13 protein-coding genes are annotated in these 17,689 nt (G+C 43.5%); 12 read left to right on the top strand and 1 reads right to left on the bottom strand.

What is annotated here, in order from left to right; genetic code table 11:
- Nucleotides 1–374: 374 nt before the first annotated feature.
- The 11 genes from QUB70_RS13905 (at nt 375) to QUB70_RS13855 (ending at nt 13,869) form a co-directional block, all read left to right on the top strand.
- Nucleotides 375–2,024: a family 10 glycosylhydrolase gene (locus tag QUB70_RS13905; protein WP_332981121.1), complete on the top strand. Its 1,650-nt coding sequence runs from the start codon at nt 375–377 to the stop codon at nt 2,022–2,024.
- 256 nt (nt 2,025–2,280) lie between these two features.
- Entirely contained in the window at nt 2,281–3,180 is a 900-nt protein-coding gene (locus QUB70_RS13900) for a polysaccharide deacetylase family protein (RefSeq protein ID WP_332981119.1), read from the top strand.
- 104 nt (nt 3,181–3,284) lie between these two features.
- Complete coding sequence (locus tag QUB70_RS13895) at nt 3,285–3,908, top strand: restriction endonuclease subunit R (RefSeq protein WP_332981117.1); 624 nt, start codon at nt 3,285–3,287, stop codon at nt 3,906–3,908.
- A gap of 26 nt (nt 3,909–3,934) precedes the next feature.
- Entirely contained in the window at nt 3,935–4,558 is a 624-nt protein-coding gene (locus QUB70_RS13890; RefSeq protein WP_332981115.1) for a restriction endonuclease subunit R, read from the top strand.
- A gap of 73 nt (nt 4,559–4,631) precedes the next feature.
- Nucleotides 4,632–5,909 (top strand): bifunctional sterol desaturase/short chain dehydrogenase, encoded by a 1,278-nt coding sequence (locus QUB70_RS13885; protein WP_332981113.1) that lies wholly within the window; start codon nt 4,632–4,634, stop codon nt 5,907–5,909.
- Between the two features lie 657 nt (nt 5,910–6,566).
- Nucleotides 6,567–7,466: a glycoside hydrolase family protein gene (locus QUB70_RS13880; protein ID WP_332981111.1), complete on the top strand. Its 900-nt coding sequence runs from the start codon at nt 6,567–6,569 to the stop codon at nt 7,464–7,466.
- A 41-nt stretch (nt 7,467–7,507) separates the two neighbouring features.
- Nucleotides 7,508–8,410, top strand: coding sequence for a peptidoglycan-binding protein (locus QUB70_RS13875; RefSeq protein WP_332981109.1), 903 nt, complete (start codon nt 7,508–7,510; stop codon nt 8,408–8,410).
- Between the two features lie 151 nt (nt 8,411–8,561).
- Complete coding sequence (locus QUB70_RS13870) at nt 8,562–10,721, top strand: caspase family protein (protein ID WP_332981107.1); 2,160 nt, start codon at nt 8,562–8,564, stop codon at nt 10,719–10,721.
- Between the two features lie 222 nt (nt 10,722–10,943).
- Nucleotides 10,944–12,452 carry a GUN4 domain-containing protein gene (locus QUB70_RS13865; protein ID WP_332981106.1) on the top strand — a complete coding sequence of 503 codons (1,509 nt, stop codon included), beginning with the start codon at nt 10,944–10,946 and terminating at the stop codon, nt 12,450–12,452.
- 56 nt (nt 12,453–12,508) lie between these two features.
- Entirely contained in the window at nt 12,509–13,159 is a 651-nt protein-coding gene (locus tag QUB70_RS13860) for a CHAT domain-containing protein (RefSeq protein ID WP_332981103.1), read from the top strand.
- Nucleotides 13,160–13,197: 38 nt separating this feature from the next.
- On the top strand, nt 13,198–13,869 hold the full coding sequence (locus QUB70_RS13855; RefSeq protein WP_332981102.1) for a CHAT domain-containing protein: 672 nt from the start codon (nt 13,198–13,200) through the stop codon (nt 13,867–13,869).
- A gap of 19 nt (nt 13,870–13,888) precedes the next feature.
- Here QUB70_RS13855 and QUB70_RS13850 read toward each other — a convergent pair whose 3' ends face one another.
- Nucleotides 13,889–15,787: a trypsin-like serine peptidase gene (locus QUB70_RS13850; RefSeq protein WP_332981100.1), complete on the bottom strand. Its 1,899-nt coding sequence runs from the start codon at nt 15,785–15,787 to the stop codon at nt 13,889–13,891.
- Nucleotides 15,788–16,108: 321 nt separating this feature from the next.
- On the opposite strand from QUB70_RS13850, the gene QUB70_RS13845 reads away from it, so the two are divergent.
- Nucleotides 16,109–17,632, top strand: a complete 1,524-nt coding sequence (locus QUB70_RS13845; RefSeq protein ID WP_332981099.1) for a pentapeptide repeat-containing protein — start codon at nt 16,109–16,111, stop codon at nt 17,630–17,632.
- Nucleotides 17,633–17,689: the final 57 nt, after the last annotated feature.

Here is a 17,689-nt window from a genome sequence, read left to right as displayed (position 1 = left end):
AATTTTTAGTAGAAATATCAACTGCTTTTAGCGCCCACTGTACCCAGGCGCTTTTTTCAGTAGTATTTAGTGAAAAATTATGGAAAAAATATTGAACTGGATCTGATACCAAATCCGGGCTTTTTACCCCTTTACTCTTTAGTCCGCGAAGGCGGACTTCGTTTGTATAGCAGCGGTTTAAACCGCCGAGTCTTATCCTTATTCGATCGGACACGATCTAAATAGCCGCCAGACAGAATTTGCATTGTGCGATCGACTTGTGCCATAACTAGGTTAACCGAAAAAAGTAGAAAATTTGTAGCTGCTTGTTGAGGGCGATCGCGAAAATGCGATCGCCACCCAATTTAAACCAGAAAACCTCATTCAATTCTTCCATGAAAATTGCACCAACTCGCATCGCGAATTTTCAACACCAGCGACGCTTTTTAAGTGCGGTAACTGCTGTTTTAACCAGTAGCTTCATCAGCCAGCTTGTTTGGCCGTTTATCGAAAATCAACCAGCTTTTGCCGAAACATCAGCCTATTGCCAATTATCCAAAGAACAGGTAAATCAAAAAGAAGACTTGCGCCGCGCCGCCCTGTCGGGAAAACGGGAATCTCAGCAAGCATATTTTGCTGTTTTGAGCAAACACGCGCGGGAAATAGCAGAATGCCGCCAAAAAACTTGGCCCGAAACCCAAGCAGTTTGGCTGCGTTTGTATCCCTGCGATGTCAGGCCCGGAGAACTCGATCGAGTATTAGACAAAGTTGTGAATAAAGGCTACAACCAAGTCTATGTCGAAGTGTTTTACGATGGTCAAGTGCTGCTACCAGTCGCAGACAATCCTACGGCTTGGCCTTCTGTTGTGAGAAATCGCGGGTACGAGAAATACGACTTGTTAGAAAAGGCGATCGCCAAAGGCAAACAGCGAGGTTTAAAAGTATACGCCTGGTTATTTACCATGAACTTTGGCTATACCTATTCTCAGCGTTCCGACAGACAGCAAACCCTCGCTCTCAACGGTAAAAATCAGACAAGTTTAATAGTAAGTGAAGACGCAGCAATTAACGAGGACTTCGGAGAAGTTCCGGGCAATCAAGCCTTTATCGATCCCTACAACCCGCAAGCGCGGCAAGACTATACTTTGTTAGTTAATCAAATAGTCAAGCGCAAGCCGCAAGGAATGTTATTCGACTACATTCGCTATCTACGGGGTGTCGGGCCCGCTTCAGTTGCTACCAAAGTTCAAGACTTGTGGATTTACGGCCCAGCATCGCAGCAAGTTCTTTTGCAGCGGGCTAACAATCAGCAAGGGCGAGATTTAATTCAGCGATATTTGACTAAGGGATTTATCAATCCCAATGACGTTCAAGCAGTAGTCAAACAGTATCCAAATGAGCAAGAACCTCTTTGGCAGGGGCGAATTCCGCGACAGATACCCGTAGCAACTCCACCTTCTAGAAGGGACAATGCCGCATCAAGATCGGCCTCAACAAATCCCGCCACTAACAATCCAAACGCTGCACGTCCAACACCAAAACCAAAACCGACACCGCCACTTCCAGATACCGGCATTCTGCAAAAAGACCTGTGGAAACTGAGCGTTGCTCACGCAGTCCAAGGGATTTTAGATTTTTTTGGGATAGCAATTCAACCCGCTCAAAGGATGGGAATTCCTGTAGGAGCCGTGTTTTTTCCTACTGCAAATCAACCCATAAATCAAGGGGGATATGATTCGAGATTGCAGCCTTGGGACAGCTTTCCGGCTGCTGTAGAATTCCACGCCATGTCTTACGGAAATTGCGGGGATGTAAGCTGCATTGTGCCGCAGGTGCAGCGGACATTGAGTTTAGCGCCTGCGGGAGCAAAAATTATTCCTGCCATTGCTGGAGATTGGGGAAAACCTCTGAAAAATCGGCCGTCTTTGGAGATTCAAATGGCTGCTATTCGCTCTGCGACGCCGCAAATTAATGCGGTGAGCCATTTTGCTTTTGGGTGGCAAGAACCGGAGGATGAAAGGGCACGGCAAACTTGCAGGTTGTAGATAAATTTCTGGACGCACAGGGTATCATTACCTTGTTTTATGGTCGCGGAAAGAGCCTTAAAGCCTACATTTTTTCTCAATAAACCGGGTTCGATCGGAATCGGCGGCGAAACACGATTGATTTGCCTAAAAAAACCCGGTTTTTGCCTAAGTCTTGCTTTAGTGCGATCGACCTTTTGCAAAAAAAATTACCAAACTTTCAAGCTAGCTGAACAATCAGGCATAATGAGATTGTTCAAAATAAATACTCTACCTGATGATGAGTCCCAAAATTAAGAAAAGATGGGTAATTAAAACCGTTCTACTTATCGGATTGAGCATCACAATTTCTCTGTTGTCGGAAAACAGAAAAACCGCTAATTCAAATCCGCTAATACCGATCGCACCCGTTGACGATACGCCGCCAAACCTCCTGAAACCCCCAAAACTAAAAACACCCCCTTCTCCCCCCACAACTCCGACTCCGAAACCTCCCGAACAACCTTTAGTCTTCGCACCGCCCGCGCAATTTCGCAGCCAAATTGTTTATAAAGCCAGTATTAACAACTCAAAAGTTATCGCCCTGACATTTGACGATGGCCCGTCGCCGGAAACTTTGAAAATATTAGAAGTTTTGCACAAACATCAGGCGGTAGCTACATTTTTCTGCTTGGGTGCAAATTTGCGAGAGTATCCTGAAATTGCGAAGCAAGTAGTAAAAGCGGGAAATGCGATCGGCAATCATACTTGGCACCACTATTCTCACAATGTTACCGAAAAAACAGCATCGGATGAAATAGATAATACAGGCGTTCATATTTATCGATCGACTGGGGCCAAAAGTTTCTTGTTTCGCCCTCCCGGCGGCCACTTAAATAACGGTTTAGCAGCTTACGCTAAAAAGAAAAATTATGTAGTGGTGATGTGGTCGATCGACCCTAAAGACTTTCTGCAACCTCCGGCCGCTGCGATCGCCCGTACCGTGCTATCCCAAGCGACATCAGGGGCGATCGTATTGTTGCACGACGGCGGCGGCAATCGCCAGCAAACAGTCGAGGCGGTGTCGGCAATTATTCCCAAACTCAAACAGCAGGGATACCGTTTTGTAACCGTGCCGCAATTGCTGCAAATGCAAGCAGCCCAAAAACAGCAAACTTCTGACCTGAAACCTAAATAAATTGCGCGGATACAAGTTATGAAATGTCAAAAATTACCTGTACAAATACCAAAATGCAGAAAGATTGCATTATAATAGGACTATAGTTATATCAAAATTAAACAATGACACAAACACTCACAGCCAAAGATATAGACATCCGCTACTTAATAGACAACTTCGATCTTCAGCTATCGGAAGACGAGCAATTTTTCCGAGAATGGCAAGATGATTTGCCAGAAATTACCGACTTAGAAAAACAATTGCTCGATCGGCTGAAAGCCGGATTTGTCAATTTACTTACATATCCACCCTTACTGGAAAATGTAGTTAAACTGTCCGTAGTCGGGCCGCTGTTGTTTATTGCCGGTTTTTACCTGTCTCCTTTTCAGGTGAAAGCTGAAAAATCCATTCAAATTCAAGATGAAGACGATGGTGTCATCATCGAAGGTAGACTTGATATATTACTTTTAAAAGACCAGTTTTGGGTAATGGTAATCGAATCGAAAAAACTTTCTTTTTCGATAGAGGAAGGACTGGGACAACTCCTCGCTTATATGTGGGCAGATCCTCATCCAGAAAAGCCGACTTTTGGGATGATTACTACTGGCGGTAACTTTGTCTTTGTCAAGTTGGTCAGAGGGGAAGATCCGCACTATGCGTTATCAAATCAATTCACAACTCGCAACCTAGGCAATGAATTGTACAGTGTTTTGCAGATATTTAAACGCCTGAGTCAACTAGCTTAAAATAGTAAATTGTGGTGCAAATTATAATGCAAAAACTTCAAGCAAGAGAGATTAACCTCCGCTATTTAATCGATAACTTCGGATTGCAGCGAGTTCGTCAAGCTGATTTCTTCCCAGAATGGCAAGAAAACTTGCCCGAAGTAACTGATTTCGAGAAACAATTGCTCGATCGCGTCCAAGACATATACTTCAACTTGGTAGACACCCCGCCTGTATTGGAAAATGCAGTCAAGCTAACAATCATCAGCCCCATTTTGTTTATTGCCGGTCTGTATGAGTCTCCTTTTCAAGTCAAAGCCGAAAAGTCGATCGCGATTCAAGAAGAAGACGAAGGCAGAATCATCGAAGGCAGGATAGATATCCTGATTATGAAAGCAAACTTGTGGGTGACAGTAATTGAATCCAAACAACTTTCGTTTTCAACTGACGAAGCACTTGCCCAACTCCTGACATATATGCTCGCAGATCCCGATCCCGAAACTCCTACTTTTGGCATGATTTCCACAGGTGCTAACTTTAGTTTTGTCAAGTTAGTCAGAGGCGAAATAGCACAGTATGCCTTATCTCCAGAATTCGTAATCCGCAATCCCGGCAATGAATTGTACCGCGTTTTGCAGATTTTAAAACGGCTGAGTCAACTGCCAGACTAGCAATAAAAGCCATTTTAAGCTATCTTTCAAAGCAGACAATATCTAATATCTCAAATTTTAAACTGGTGCGAGCATGGTAAATTACTGGATAGTCGGCGCTGTGGCAATAGCTTCTGTCTGCTGGGCAGAAATAATACGAGACTTTTATCACGTCGCGTCCCATTATTGGACACCCCTGCAAAAGCTGCACACTTGGCATCACCGCGTTTTCCGTCCGAATTTGACCGCCGTCAGCGAGACAATTTACAAGCAAGCACACTGGCGTCACGACGTGCCCGAAGCTGCGGCGATGATGGTTTTGGGCTTGTTGCTGTGGGTTGTAGCTTATTTTGGGCTGCCGGAATATCACTGGGGCGCAGCAGCGGGTTGTATTTATACTTTAGGCTTTTTGTTGAGCGCGATCGCCCGCGGGTGCGGCATCAAAGGCGCAGACGAATTAACCGACATCACCCACCAACCGGGAGACTTCCTGACTCCCCCTGGCAAGTGGTTAGTTAATAAACCTTATCACTGGCGGCACCACTTCGACAATCAAAATGCTTACTATTGCGGTACTTTCACCTTAATAGATAAACTTATGGGTACAGCACTTTCTCTCAAAGGCAAAACTGTAGCCGTCACCGGTGCATCGGGAACTTTAGGGCGTTTGCTACTCAAACACCTGCACAAAGCTGGTGCAAAAGTTATCGCCCTCTCCTCTGGAAATGAGGAAATTACTTTGAATGTAGACGGCGAAAATTTGCCTGTAAAAACCGTAACTTGGCAAGCTGGCCAAGAGGCAGATTTAGCTCAATTGTTAGAAAAAATCGATATTCTCGTCATCAATCACGGGATTAACGTACAGGGAGAAAGAACAGGAGAGGCGATCGCAAACTCCTATGAAATTAACACTTTTTCCGCGTGGCGGCTGATGGAACTCTTTTTCTTAACAGTCCGCACTAACGAAAACATCGCTTGCAAAGAAGTCTGGATCAACACTTCCGAAGCAGAAGTAATTCCCGCTGTCAGTCCCCTGTACGAACTCAGCAAACGTGCTCTGGGAGATTTAGTCACCCTGCGACGGCTGGATGCGCCCTGTATCGTGCGTAAACTGATTTTAGGGCCGTTTAAAAGCAATCTAAACCCGATCGGCATTATGTCTCCAGACTGGGTAGCGCAGCAAATTGTCAAACAAGCTAAAGCCGATGCGCGCAATATCATCGTCACAATTAATCCTGTGACTTTTATCATTTTTCCAGTTAAAGAATTTTTTGTTTCTCTGTATTTCCAAATCTTCAGCCGCAAGGTGATTCCAGAGATAAAGGAAGCTGCGGCATCTGAAAAATCTAGCGTTGAAGCTAAGATTAATTGATCAACCAAAACCGGGTTTCCGCAGGGGCGGCGGCTGTGACTGTCCGCCCTGCTGCTAAATTCCACAAAACTAAAGCCTTTGTCACATCGTCACGAGTAAGCTGACGCCCCCACTCCCACAGTCGCAAACCCACTCTTCTAACTCATTGGGCCAAAACCGTTGGGGCGGACTGGAATCGAGAGGTGTTTCGGGCCCCATTCCCAACAGGGTTATGCTTACTGATACAAATTATTAAGTATTTTTACTAACTATTGTCTCTCCTGAGTCACTTCTATCCGCATGGGGTAATGTACGCGGCTCGTTGCGGCTGCTGAATGTGGGTTTCAACTATGCTCGTTGGTTAGTTGATACGTCCAGGACTAATAAGTGTAATTTGATCGTGGTTGCGATTGGGCGATCGCGATCGTTAAATAGAACAAGCAGCACACCGTTCTCGATCGGCAAAATTAAACTTTTGTAAAGGTTCGAGAAAATTCCGGAATTTACTTTGGGACAGACGTAATCAGTGAAATCACTGGTCAAACAAAGACTTTGGATAACAAGTATCAATTGATAAACTCTTTTCACACGTTGTGAGAGGCAGGCAAAAGTTTGGCGATCGGGATCTTCAGGATGCGTCCTTCTAGTTCATCTACCTTTTCCAAAGGAAAAACTAAAATGCCAAGATCACTTGAAATCTTCGGCGATGGTCGCGTGTACGAAATAAAAGACGACCTAGCCGTTAAAGTCACCGAGACAAATGGACAAGTAAAAGCATTAATTGATGCTTTAAAGTTCAGCGTGGCTAAAACATACAACATTAATCCTCCAGAAAAACAACCGCCTGATGTGGCAGAACGCAAAGGTTCAAAGCACATCAATGAAGAAGGCTTTAAGCTTCTCACTACGTTTGAAGGATGCGAGCTGACTGCTTATGATGACGGCGGTGGAGTTTGGACAATTGGTTACGGACACACTGGCGACGATGTTTTTCCCGGACTGACGATTAGCCAAACGCAAGCAGAAGAATTGCTGCGCCTAGATTTAGAAAAATTTGAATCCTTTGTTGAGGATGCCGTGGAAGTTCAGCTCAATGACAATCAGTTTTCTGCACTGGTTTGTTTCTGCTTCAACGTGGGTCCAGGAGGTTTTGGAAGTTCAACTCTTCTAAGGCTTTTGAACCAGGGAAATTATCAAGGAGCAGCTAATCAGTTTCCTGTGTGGAATAAGGTAAATGGTCAACCTTGGCTAGGGCTGACACGCCGACGATTGGCTGAACGATCGCTGTTTTTGGGAAAACCCTGGCAGTCATTCTTAACCTATGAAGGAACAGGCGAAGAAGTAACAGGTGAAACAATCTCAGAAGTACCTCGCACATTGAAAGTCACCGAACCCATGATGCAAGGTGAGGATGTTCGTCGAGTACAAAAAGCTTTGAAAGCAGCAGGAATCAATATCGAACCTGATGGATTCTTTGGCAATGATACTGACAAGGCAGTGAGGCAGTTTCAGCAGCAGAAAGGGCTAATGGCGGATGGTGTTGTAGGTGCCCAAACGCGAAAAGAATTGGGACTATAACATCGATTGTGTAACCAAATTCAAACAGATTGGAGAAAACCATGACTGACTCAAGCGATCTTCTCTTTAATCAACCTGTAATTGTCGAAGCCTGTGAAGAATTTGTCGAACGGGATCGGTTGGGAATTAAAGGCAGTTTTCCCGGATTGCTCCAAGATGCACCTATGTCTTCGACTGCCGTGGTCAATGGCTTATCCCAGCAGTTAATCTATCAACTACAACTGATTGTACCCGATGCCTTTGTCAGTTTTGATGACCTTAATGTAGATTTGCTGGATGCAGCCTTTCCCTATGTACAAGCCCCAGCAAAACAGGCACTCCAGAGAGCGATTCTAGATCGAGGTCAAACTATGCAGGTGAACTCTGCCTACCGCACGATCGCTCAGCAAATGTTGCTGTATAACGATCGCTCCAACAACTCTAATCCTGTAGCTCCACCGGGAGCCAGCAACCACCAAACAGGGTTAGCGATCGACATTGAAGATGCAACAGGCTGGGAAGTTTATTTAATGCGGTATGGCTGGAATCCATTACCAGGCGACCCACCTCACTTCGACTACCAAGGCGGTGGCACGATCGATCTTCGCAGTCAATCAATACTTGCATTTCAGCAACTTTGGAATTTGAATTATCCGAATCAAAAGATTAGCGAAGATGGCGGTTTTGGCCCTCAAACCGAGAATGCCCTTAATCGATCTCCTGCTCCTGGGTTTCCTAAAGCGCCGTGGAATGACAAACCCAGAACGTTGCGCTTGGCGATGCCCCGAATGGAAGGTTCGGATGTACTCAAGCTTCAGGAAGGCTTGAAAAAGGCTGGGATTGTAGTTGGGACTGATGGTGAATTTGGGCCGGGGACAGACAAAGCCGTCAAGGAATTTCAGCAGCAGAAGGGTTTGAAGCCAGACGGAATTGTCGCTGTCAAAACCCGCGAACAAATGGCTTGAGGTGTTCGCGAGCTAGTTAACAAAATATTGAGCTGAAAAATAGGTTGCTGAATTGGCAAAGTTCTCTGAAGAGCTATAACTAACGGCTCTAGAACTCTGCCGCTCTGCAACTCTCTGAATTAGACAAAGACACTGGAGCAATGAATTAAAAATGGCTGACAAACCCGAGCAAACACTAAATATTTACGCACTATTAATCGGTATTGACTGCTATATGCCGAATGTCTTGCCTGATGGTAGTCGTTACAAAAATCTTGGAGGGTGTGTACGAGATGTTAATCATGTAGAAGCTTTCTTAGTTGATGAGCGGAAAGTTCCCAAGGCACAAATTTTGAAACTGACAGCTTCGGTTAACCCAAATGAACCCACCAAGCCTCTAGAATCAGCGGAAAAACTACCAACTCGTCAGAATATGATCGATTCCTTTAGGAAACTGGGGGAAATGGCTACGGAAAAGGCGCAGGTATATATTCATTACTCTGGACATGGTGGACGGGCCAAGACAGTTTTCCCATCTATTAAAGGTGAGGATGAAATTGATGAGGGATTAGTCCCTACAGATATTGGCACTTCAGAAGGACAGTATCTCCGCGATCTCGATCTAGCAACACTGTTGAAGGAATTGGTAGATAAACAACTAACCGTTACGGTGGTGTTGGATTGTTGTAACTCTGGAGGTGCTACACGAGGGGATGTAGAAATTCGAGGGGGAGAAGAAATTGATGAAAAACCTCTGCAACCCGGTCAAGAACTGTTGGCATCTCTAGAAACTCTAGAAGCAACTTGGCGATCGCTCACTGAACAAACTACTCGCGGCCTAAAAGCTTCTGGATTGCGTGCCGCCAAAGATTATGTGCTACTAGCAGCCTGTCGTTTGAATGAGTATGCTTACGAGTATGCCTTCAATCGTGAAACTAAGGAGCGAAATGGAGCACTTACCTATTGGTTGTTAGATACTTTAAGACAGCAAAACCCCGGACAAACTTATAAGGATTTATTCGATCGCATCAATGCTAAAATTCACAGCCAGTTCCCGCAACAAAATCCAATCTTGATGGGCGAGGAAAACCGAATTATTTTTGGCAATGAGCTAGCTGAGCGAGTGTATGCAGTACCTGTCTTAAAGGTTGAAAAAAACGCTGAAACAGGTGAAATGCAGGCTGTATTAGGGGTTGGGCAGGCAAATGGTATGAGTAAGGGAGCAGAGTTTGCCATCTATCCTCGTACAACAACTGATTTGACTAAAAAAGAGAATCGAGTTGCGATCGCCAGAATTATTCAACGAGGCGCAACAGACTCGTTGTGCAAGCTTGAACCCATTTATGGAGAAAAATTAAACGTTGAAGACGGAGATCGGGCTGTGTTGGTATCTCCGTCCGTCAATCTGGTGCGAAAAGTTTATCTCATTGCTCAAGAGGCAGCTTCCGCAGAAGATTTAGCTAAGCCCTCATTACCCCCTAACAAGCTTTTACCCGAAATTTTTAAACAGCAGGAGAAAGGCTTAGAGGCTATCAAAAATGCTCTCCCTGGAAATGGTTGGGTGGAATTAGCAGAAGAGGTCGTAGCTGCTGATGACGATGAGGGAGTTGCCTATCAAGTTGTTCTCCATAACAAGGAAGAGTATGAGATATGCGATCGCACAGGACATCCATTTGCAGGAATTCCTCGCATAAAGGCAAGTGACCCTGATGCGGCTGCTAAAGTGGTGAAACGTCTTGTACACCTTGCGAAATATCATGCCACAGCAGAGCTAGACAATACGGACAAAGATGCACCTTTAGCAGGCAAATTCATCGTTGAATGGCTTGGAACATCAGATATCTATGAGTCCGGTGATAAAACTCCACCAAAATCGCAGTTGAAACCATTCGCGGATACCAGAAAACCAACTGTAAAAGTCGGCGATTACGTATTTCTTTCTATTCAGAATGACTCTTTCCAAGCTCTTAATGTTGCTGTTCTCGATCTGGCATCTGACTGGTCTATTGAACAGATTTCCCCAGGTAAAGGAGAAAATTTTATTACTATTGAGGCGGGTAAGAAGGAATCGATTGCGATACGCGCAACATCCGAAGGAGAAGACGTTGTTAAAATCCTTGCTACAGTTGGTCCCATCAATTTCCGCTGGTTAGAGCTTCCATCTCTTGACGAGGATATTCAATCTAAGGGATTCTCTCGATTGGGCAATCCTCTAGAAGCTCTGCTGGTGGCGATCGATAACGAGCAACCAGCAACTAGAAGGTTGTCTGTTGCCCGATCTCCAAGCCGTGAGTGGACAACAAAGCAAATAAGCATGACTGTCATCAAATAATCAAAGGGGTTCTCAATCTTGTTAGTTATTCCAGCAAGGATGATAGGCTAATCCGATATTTTATTATTCTTGCTGGATTCCTTTATATCAAAAGTAGAGAGACATAAAAATTGAGAGAATTACTACTAATGGGTCAGCACGCTATTACTTAAGCCAGGCATTGTTTGCTTTAGTGAAACAAGAAATCATGTAATTTAAATTACTACTCATGTATTCATCTTCATGAAAATCTTAATTTTGGCCTCCAATCCACGAAAAGACCTCAACCTTGATCGCGAAATCCGTGACCTAAGAGGGGTGATTGAGAAATCGCGCAATCGAGAAGAGTTTGAGGTGGTTGATGAGTTAGCAGTACGGGTTGGAGATTTGCAAGAACTGCTGTTCAGGCATCAACCACAGATTGTCCATTTCTGTGGGCATGGAAGTGGAGAGCAAGGTTTGGTGTTTGAAAGTGATATGGGACGAGAGCATTTGGTAAGTACCGATGCGTTGTCCAATCTATTCCGGTTGTTCTCCAACAGTATTGAATGTGTGTTGCTGAATGCTTGTTACTCAGAAGAGCAAGCAGGTGCTATCGTCGATCACATCAACTACGTGATTGGCATGAATCAGGAAATTCGCGATGATGCGGCTATCGCCTTCTCTAAAGGATTCTACCGTGCCTTGGGATATGCCTGTTCGATCGAGCAGTCCTATGAGTTTGGCTGTAATGCAATTCAGTTAGAAATTTCCGGGAGTTCCGTAGTGCGATCGGCGGTGTCTGAAACAAAACGTAAGCTTGGGGTGGCTGATGCAGTTGCGAAAATAGCCATTCCAGAACATCAAAAGCCGATTCTCAAAAAGAAGCCAACGCTAACGCCGAATTTAAGGGCTAGTAACACCAGCCCTAATCAAACACTCTCCCAGGAAAAGCGAATCGAGATTCAACTGGATATCGACAAATCTCTAGAAGCTGACTCCAATATCAAGATTCAGCTTCAAAGAGAAACCTCTCCTAAAAAAGAGGTCGCTAGTAAATTTAAAGGATTTTTTTTGCTCCCAAACGGTTCTTGGATTGGATGGCTGGCTGGTGTGTTGTGCCTTCTGGGAATAACTGGAATAGCTGTTAAGCTTACAAGTGAATTAATTAATCCAAATCCAAATCCGCTTCGACCAATTCCTGTTGAAAATTCAAATCCGCTTCGACAAATTCCTCTTGAATCTGATGCAGAAATTAATTACCAATCGCTGCAAATATCTCTGAGCGCTAAGGATTGGAAGAGCGCCGATAGTCAAACAATGAGTAGCCTGTTAGAAATCGCTAATAAAAAGAGACCAGCCCGTAGTTCAGAGCAAACTTGGCTCGATCCCAAGGATATTAGAGAATTGCCTTGCAATGACCTTAAAACTATTAACCAACTTTGGTCGGTTGCTAGTAAAAACCGTTGGGGATTTATGACTCAATCGATAATTTGGCAGCGTGTAGGGGGAACCACAAAAACAGAACCTGATAATTCGGGTGTTCGGAAAAATTTTAGTATTGCAGTAGGCTGGCACAAAGCTGATGTAGGTAAATTTGACTTGGAGGCACTTTATGTAAATCTTAATAACCAGCCACCCGAAAAACATTCCGAAGGTTATCTTCCGTCTGCTATTGGGCAGTATAAAGATCGTCAAATCTGGGTTGGCCAATTCAATGAGTTTGCTGTACTTACCGCGAGATTGAAGCAGTGCAAAATTTTCCCACAGTAGGAGCAGTTATCTGATGATTAAAGCTCTCTTTTTATCGTGCAGAAGGAACAGTAGAAATGAATGAACTGGAAGTCAAAAGAATTCTGATCTTAGCATCCAATCCTCAAGGAACCTCACACTTACGCTTAGACAAGGAAGTGCGGGAGATAGAAGACGGGTTGCGGCGATCGCACCTTGGCGATCGGTTTCAAATAGAACAGCGATGGGCCTCCCGTCCGCGAGATGTACAGCGATCGCTACTGGATGTAGAACCGCAGATTGTACATTTTTGCGGACACGGGCAAGGACAAGTAGGATTGGTGCTGGAAGATGAGACAGGGCGGGCCAAGTTAGTCAGTACAGAAGCGCTGTCAAAGCTATTCGAGCTGTTTGCAGATCGAATAGAATGTGTCTTGTTGAATGCGTGTTATACTGAAGCGCAGGCGGATGCGATCGTTCAGCACATTAACTATGTGATTGGGATGCGTGAAGAGATTCGGGATGATTTGGCGATCGCTTTTTCGGTTGGTTTTTACAAGGGATTAGCAGAAGGTCAATTAATTGACATAGCATTTGAGTCTGGATGTCGTGCCATCCAGTTGGAGGGCGATCGCAATGCAAATACTACTCGAAAACTGGGTTCGGTAGACTGGAATAAGAACGCTAATGTTCCTATTTTTCAGGAATACCAAATCCCGGTGCTGAAAAAAAGAGTTAATTCTCTATGATGCTAAAAAGCTGTCAGTAATGTCTGCGATCTAATTTTATGTCTGAGCCAACATCTAAAACTTTCAATATTTCAGATAGCACAATCAATAATCTGGCTGGCGACAACATTTATTACAATGAAGCACCTCAGATGCAATCGAATCCAACATCGGAGGATGCAGTAAAGACTATCTTGTTTTTGGCAGCAAACCCTCAAGGAATGCAGCCGCGATTCCTTGAGGAAGAAGCACGGGAGATTAGTGAAGGTTTGCGGCGATCGCAGCATCGCGATCGCTTCGTCCTCAAGCAATGTTGGGCAGTCCGACACAGAGATATGCACAGAGCCTTACTGGACTATCAACCTCACATTGTTCACTTTGCCGGACAGGGTAGTAGCGAGGAAGGATTGTTTTTAGAAGATGATACTGGACGAAGCAAGCCTGTCAGTGCTGAAGCGATCGCCAACCTATTTCAACTTTTTCCTAATATCGAATGTGTGGTGCTTAACGCCTGCTACTCGGCAGTTCAGGCTAAAGCAATTGCTGACTACATTCCATACGTCATCGGTATGCAGCAGGCGATCGGAAATAAAGCGGCGATCGAATTTGCAGTTGCTTTTTATGATGCACTGGAAACTGGAAAAACGATCGAATTTGCCTACAAGCTTGGCTGTGTTGCTATTCAAATGGCAGGGATTCCCCAACATTCAATACCAGTTCTCATACACTGATAGTATAGATTCCTATTTGTCAACCAGCAGCCCAGAAGCCGATCGGACTAAGGACGTTAACCCAACTTTTTAGGTCATTCCAAATCACTTCAGCAGGGCGACGCCGTTGTTCCAGGGGTGAAGGGTTAAGTTCATTCACAACCATATCGTAATTCTCACCTAAAACATCTAAAGTTAAGATTAAGGATGGCATAGTAACTCCTCGACAAAATTGCAGATCTATCGCTGTTTCGTCAACTGATAGCACACTAATGGAAGAGTAAGAAAATTTCTCTGCGTAAGCCTTATGGTGAGATTTATTATCTGCATAATAAATAGTTGCTTTAGTTTCTACGCCTAAGACATCAGGAGCTAATTTTGTACGGATACGAATTTCGATCGCAACATCACCGCTCTGATAATCTTGCTGATTGATATAGTCAATCCCAGATTCATATTTATCAGCACATTTTTGCAAAACATCTTTGACTTCAAAACTTTGATTTGAGAATGAAACAATCTCTTGCAACAATGTTTTAGCTATGGTGACTTCCTGCTCTGAATGTGAACGTTCAGGACTAGGATCATCTCCTCGTAGATGACCAACTAAAATATAGATCCTTCCCTTCAGTGGTTGTTCTGTTTGTTTAACCACATACCTTTTATTATCTAAGAACTCTGCAACTCCAGGTTCGCTTCTACGTTCTTCTAAATTTTTCACAATCTTGCATATCCGTGTACCTAGATTGCCTTGAACTTCCAATTTGTGTTCATCCGATTTTTGTTCATTCCATTTTACTAAAGCAGCATGATGTAAACCCACAAGTTGCCATTTAGAGTTGAGGATAGGGCTACCCGATGAGCCAAAATCAGCATCAGCTTGGTATTGCAGAAAGTTTTGATAAATATTTTGTACTTGGTTATTGAAAAGAACAATCCTCCTTTGTGCGCCTCGCGGATGCTGAATAATCAAAACTGGTTCGCCAGATAAACCAGCATAAGGTATCCTTTCGCTATCAATTTCTTGAATATTTTTGACCTGCTCGCGAGTAACCGGTGGGGCAATCAGCGTTGAATCCATTAACATTGGCAACCAACCAAAATTTTCACCAGCTTCAGGAAATTCTAGCCCCTCCTTTGTGTAATCCTCCAGTGCTTTGACTCGAATAAGGGTATAGTCAAGTTGCTCATCACTTACGCAAAAACTTTCTGGATCTAGCTGATATTGAACAGGTTTACTATTCTGCCCCAAAGCGTTTTGCTCGTATCTGAATTCAGCAACAAACTTTTTAATATTGTCTTTATCCTTTTCATTGAATACATGATGATTAGTTAATAAGTATTTTTTACCAACTAAAAAACCTGTCGCAAATGGTATAAAAACAGTACCTTGACGCTGTTTCTCTTCATCAGAAAGCCTTTGCAATTTTTCCCTAAATTGACCTAAAAGTTCTTTAATTCTATTATCTTCTAGTGCATCAGATACTAGTTTATAGTTTTTCCAAACATCCCGACTTTCACCAGGACGCTTATCTACAAAAAGCTCGATTGTTTCAGACAAGGACCAGAGAATCGCAGTTATATCTTTGACCGCACGGTCTTTGATTAGATCGATCAGATATTCTATCCCAAAACCTCGTTTAAGTAAACACACAGCCGCACTGCATCTTAAGCCACGTTCTAAAAAAGCAGATGGCAGATAATCTGGTTCGCTAAAAAATATAGAAGTAGATTCGCGAGCTTTCTCTAATTTGTCTAAGCGTGCATTAATAATATCGGCCAAATCAATTGGCGTTTGTTCTAAAAAGTCTCTAACCTCAGTCGCATCAGGAATATTATCGGTTACCCATTCACACATACTGTTTGGACCAATCGCACATACCAACCGTCTGACACCCTGGCTATCTATTATCGCTGTTTGTAAACTATAAAAGCTCATTGTCAAAATCTCCTATAATATCTAGTTAACAATACTTCGGACAGTTTTACAATAGTCCGGACAGTTTTTAGATTCTAGTGTGAAACCCTTGATTTTTCGTTTGCACCTCGATGGCGCCATCGCCCTGAAACTCTTATTCTATGTTTGGCAATCAACAACTGTCCGAAGTGTTGAGTTAACAATTCGATATTTAAGGATCGGGAATTAAATAACTTACAATTTTAATTGTTATTGTGGGATGGGCGTCCCGCCCGTCCAAAAAGGGCGGGCCCGACACCCCACTTTCCTTGTGTAAGTTATTTAATTCTCATTCCTAACCTCATGAATAGATACAACCGACAAGTGAATGGTCAAAAATTCTCGCAAGCATCACTAAATTTTGATTTGCGAGAAATTACTGGTGGACAGCCTCGTTTTTTCAGATTCCTCACATTGCTCTGCACCTTTAGTCTTACGCTTTTTGCTGGTAGCTTTGCCGGACTACTGGGCGGTTATCTCAGCAAAACCCTGTTCTACTTACCTCAGACGGTAGAAGGAGCTTGGCTGACAGCGAGTGTTGTCTTGGTTATTTGCGTATGGTCGATCGAGACAAAGCAATCTAGCATAGCTAGCGGTTTGTGGAAAGCTGGTTTAACAGTAGTTGTCACCTCTATTGCAGCAATGGTAATACTGCAAAACCCTGATTCTTTTTGGGTGACTCTTTTAGCTACATCAGCTTTTCTCGGATGCTATTGCTTAGTTTTTATAGCAAGTAGTTTTTCCCTGTGGCTTTTCCTGGTTTTACTAAAGCACAGCTTCCACAAAAATGTCAAGACTTTACACAAAATTTTAATACTTCTTTGCTCAACGCTTATTTCCTATGTGGTTGGTAGCCAGCCTCCTGTCCATTCTGCAATTGCATCTCAATATTTTGCAGAAATCAAGCTGTTAGCCGGTTTTGCGTTCGGAGTCTTGACTGTGCAACTAAGTTTTTACGTTAGTGATATTAATGGAAAACCTAAGAAAAATTTTGAATTTTTAAGAAATTGGGCGATCGCCTTCAGTACCTTAAGAAGTACCTCTTTTTATGACTTGGATCTCAGCGGTATTGATTTTACAGGTGCTAAGCTTGCCAACACTGATTTAAGAGCAATAAAACTTTACCGAACACGCTTCAAAAATGTAGAAGGTTTGGAACGAGCAAGAGTCGATAATCGTTATCTAGACTTAGATGAGCCAAAAGTTCAAAGGCTCCTCACTTATGGATCTTGTGAAGAAAATGATTTTAGAGGCCTTAATTTGCAAGGGGCATATCTACAAGCAGCTATCATGCGTGAGTATGATTTTACAAGTGCTAACTTAAGTGGATCTGATGTAAGCGGAGCTGATTTAAGAGATAGTGTTTTTGTGCAAACTGATGTAACTGGCGTAGATTTTACGGAAGCTGAATTGACCGGAATCTGTATTGAAAACTGGAATATCAACAGTCAAACCTGTTTTACCAATGTTAAGTGTGACTACATTTATCGAAAACTGGATAATAAAGGAAAGGGGAGCGATCGCCACCCCAGCGAGCGCAATTTTAACCCTAGAGAGTTTGAATCCCTCTATCAGGAAGTTGGCAACATTGTGGAATTAGTCTTCAAGGAAGGAGTGAACTGGCGAGCATTTGCCTTTACCTTACAAAAACTCCAGCTAGAAGATGAAGGAATAGGCCTGGAACTGCGCGGGATTGAGAAACGTGGCGATCTATGGATTGTGAAAGTGACTCACAATGAGAATATTCCTAGTGCTGAGGTCGAGCGAAACTTGTATGCCAGATATGAGGAGATGCAAACACTTCTAGCCCACATTCCGCAGATGTGATTCATCTTACTGGTATTTTTGAGAAATTCCAGCCATCCAACTTTTTTAGTCTAATTT

Origin of the sequence: Microcoleus sp. A003_D6, assembly GCF_036702825.1 — a bacterium.
In the GTDB taxonomy this organism is placed as follows: Bacteria; Cyanobacteriota; Cyanobacteriia; order Cyanobacteriales; family Microcoleaceae; genus Microcoleus.
This window is presented reverse-complemented; position numbering and strand designations above follow the sequence as displayed.

What these genes read in the sequence shown, in the direction of transcription:
- QUB70_RS13905 (WP_332981121.1), top strand. Translation starts at nt 375, where the DNA reads ATGAAAATTGCACCAACTCGCATCGCGAATTTTCAACACCAGCGACGC.
- QUB70_RS13900 (WP_332981119.1), top strand. Translation starts at nt 2,281, where the DNA reads ATGATGAGTCCCAAAATTAAGAAAAGATGGGTAATTAAAACCGTTCTA.
- QUB70_RS13895 (WP_332981117.1), top strand. Translation starts at nt 3,285, where the DNA reads ATGACACAAACACTCACAGCCAAAGATATAGACATCCGCTACTTAATA.
- QUB70_RS13890 (WP_332981115.1), top strand. Translation starts at nt 3,935, where the DNA reads ATGCAAAAACTTCAAGCAAGAGAGATTAACCTCCGCTATTTAATCGAT.
- QUB70_RS13885 (WP_332981113.1), top strand. Translation starts at nt 4,632, where the DNA reads ATGGTAAATTACTGGATAGTCGGCGCTGTGGCAATAGCTTCTGTCTGC.
- QUB70_RS13880 (WP_332981111.1), top strand. Translation starts at nt 6,567, where the DNA reads ATGCCAAGATCACTTGAAATCTTCGGCGATGGTCGCGTGTACGAAATA.
- QUB70_RS13875 (WP_332981109.1), top strand. Translation starts at nt 7,508, where the DNA reads ATGACTGACTCAAGCGATCTTCTCTTTAATCAACCTGTAATTGTCGAA.
- QUB70_RS13870 (WP_332981107.1), top strand. Translation starts at nt 8,562, where the DNA reads ATGGCTGACAAACCCGAGCAAACACTAAATATTTACGCACTATTAATC.
- QUB70_RS13865 (WP_332981106.1), top strand. Translation starts at nt 10,944, where the DNA reads ATGAAAATCTTAATTTTGGCCTCCAATCCACGAAAAGACCTCAACCTT.
- QUB70_RS13860 (WP_332981103.1), top strand. Translation starts at nt 12,509, where the DNA reads ATGAATGAACTGGAAGTCAAAAGAATTCTGATCTTAGCATCCAATCCT.
- QUB70_RS13855 (WP_332981102.1), top strand. Translation starts at nt 13,198, where the DNA reads ATGTCTGAGCCAACATCTAAAACTTTCAATATTTCAGATAGCACAATC.
- QUB70_RS13850 (WP_332981100.1), bottom strand. Translation starts at nt 15,787, where the DNA reads ATGAGCTTTTATAGTTTACAAACAGCGATAATAGATAGCCAGGGTGTC.
- QUB70_RS13845 (WP_332981099.1), top strand. Translation starts at nt 16,109, where the DNA reads ATGAATAGATACAACCGACAAGTGAATGGTCAAAAATTCTCGCAAGCA.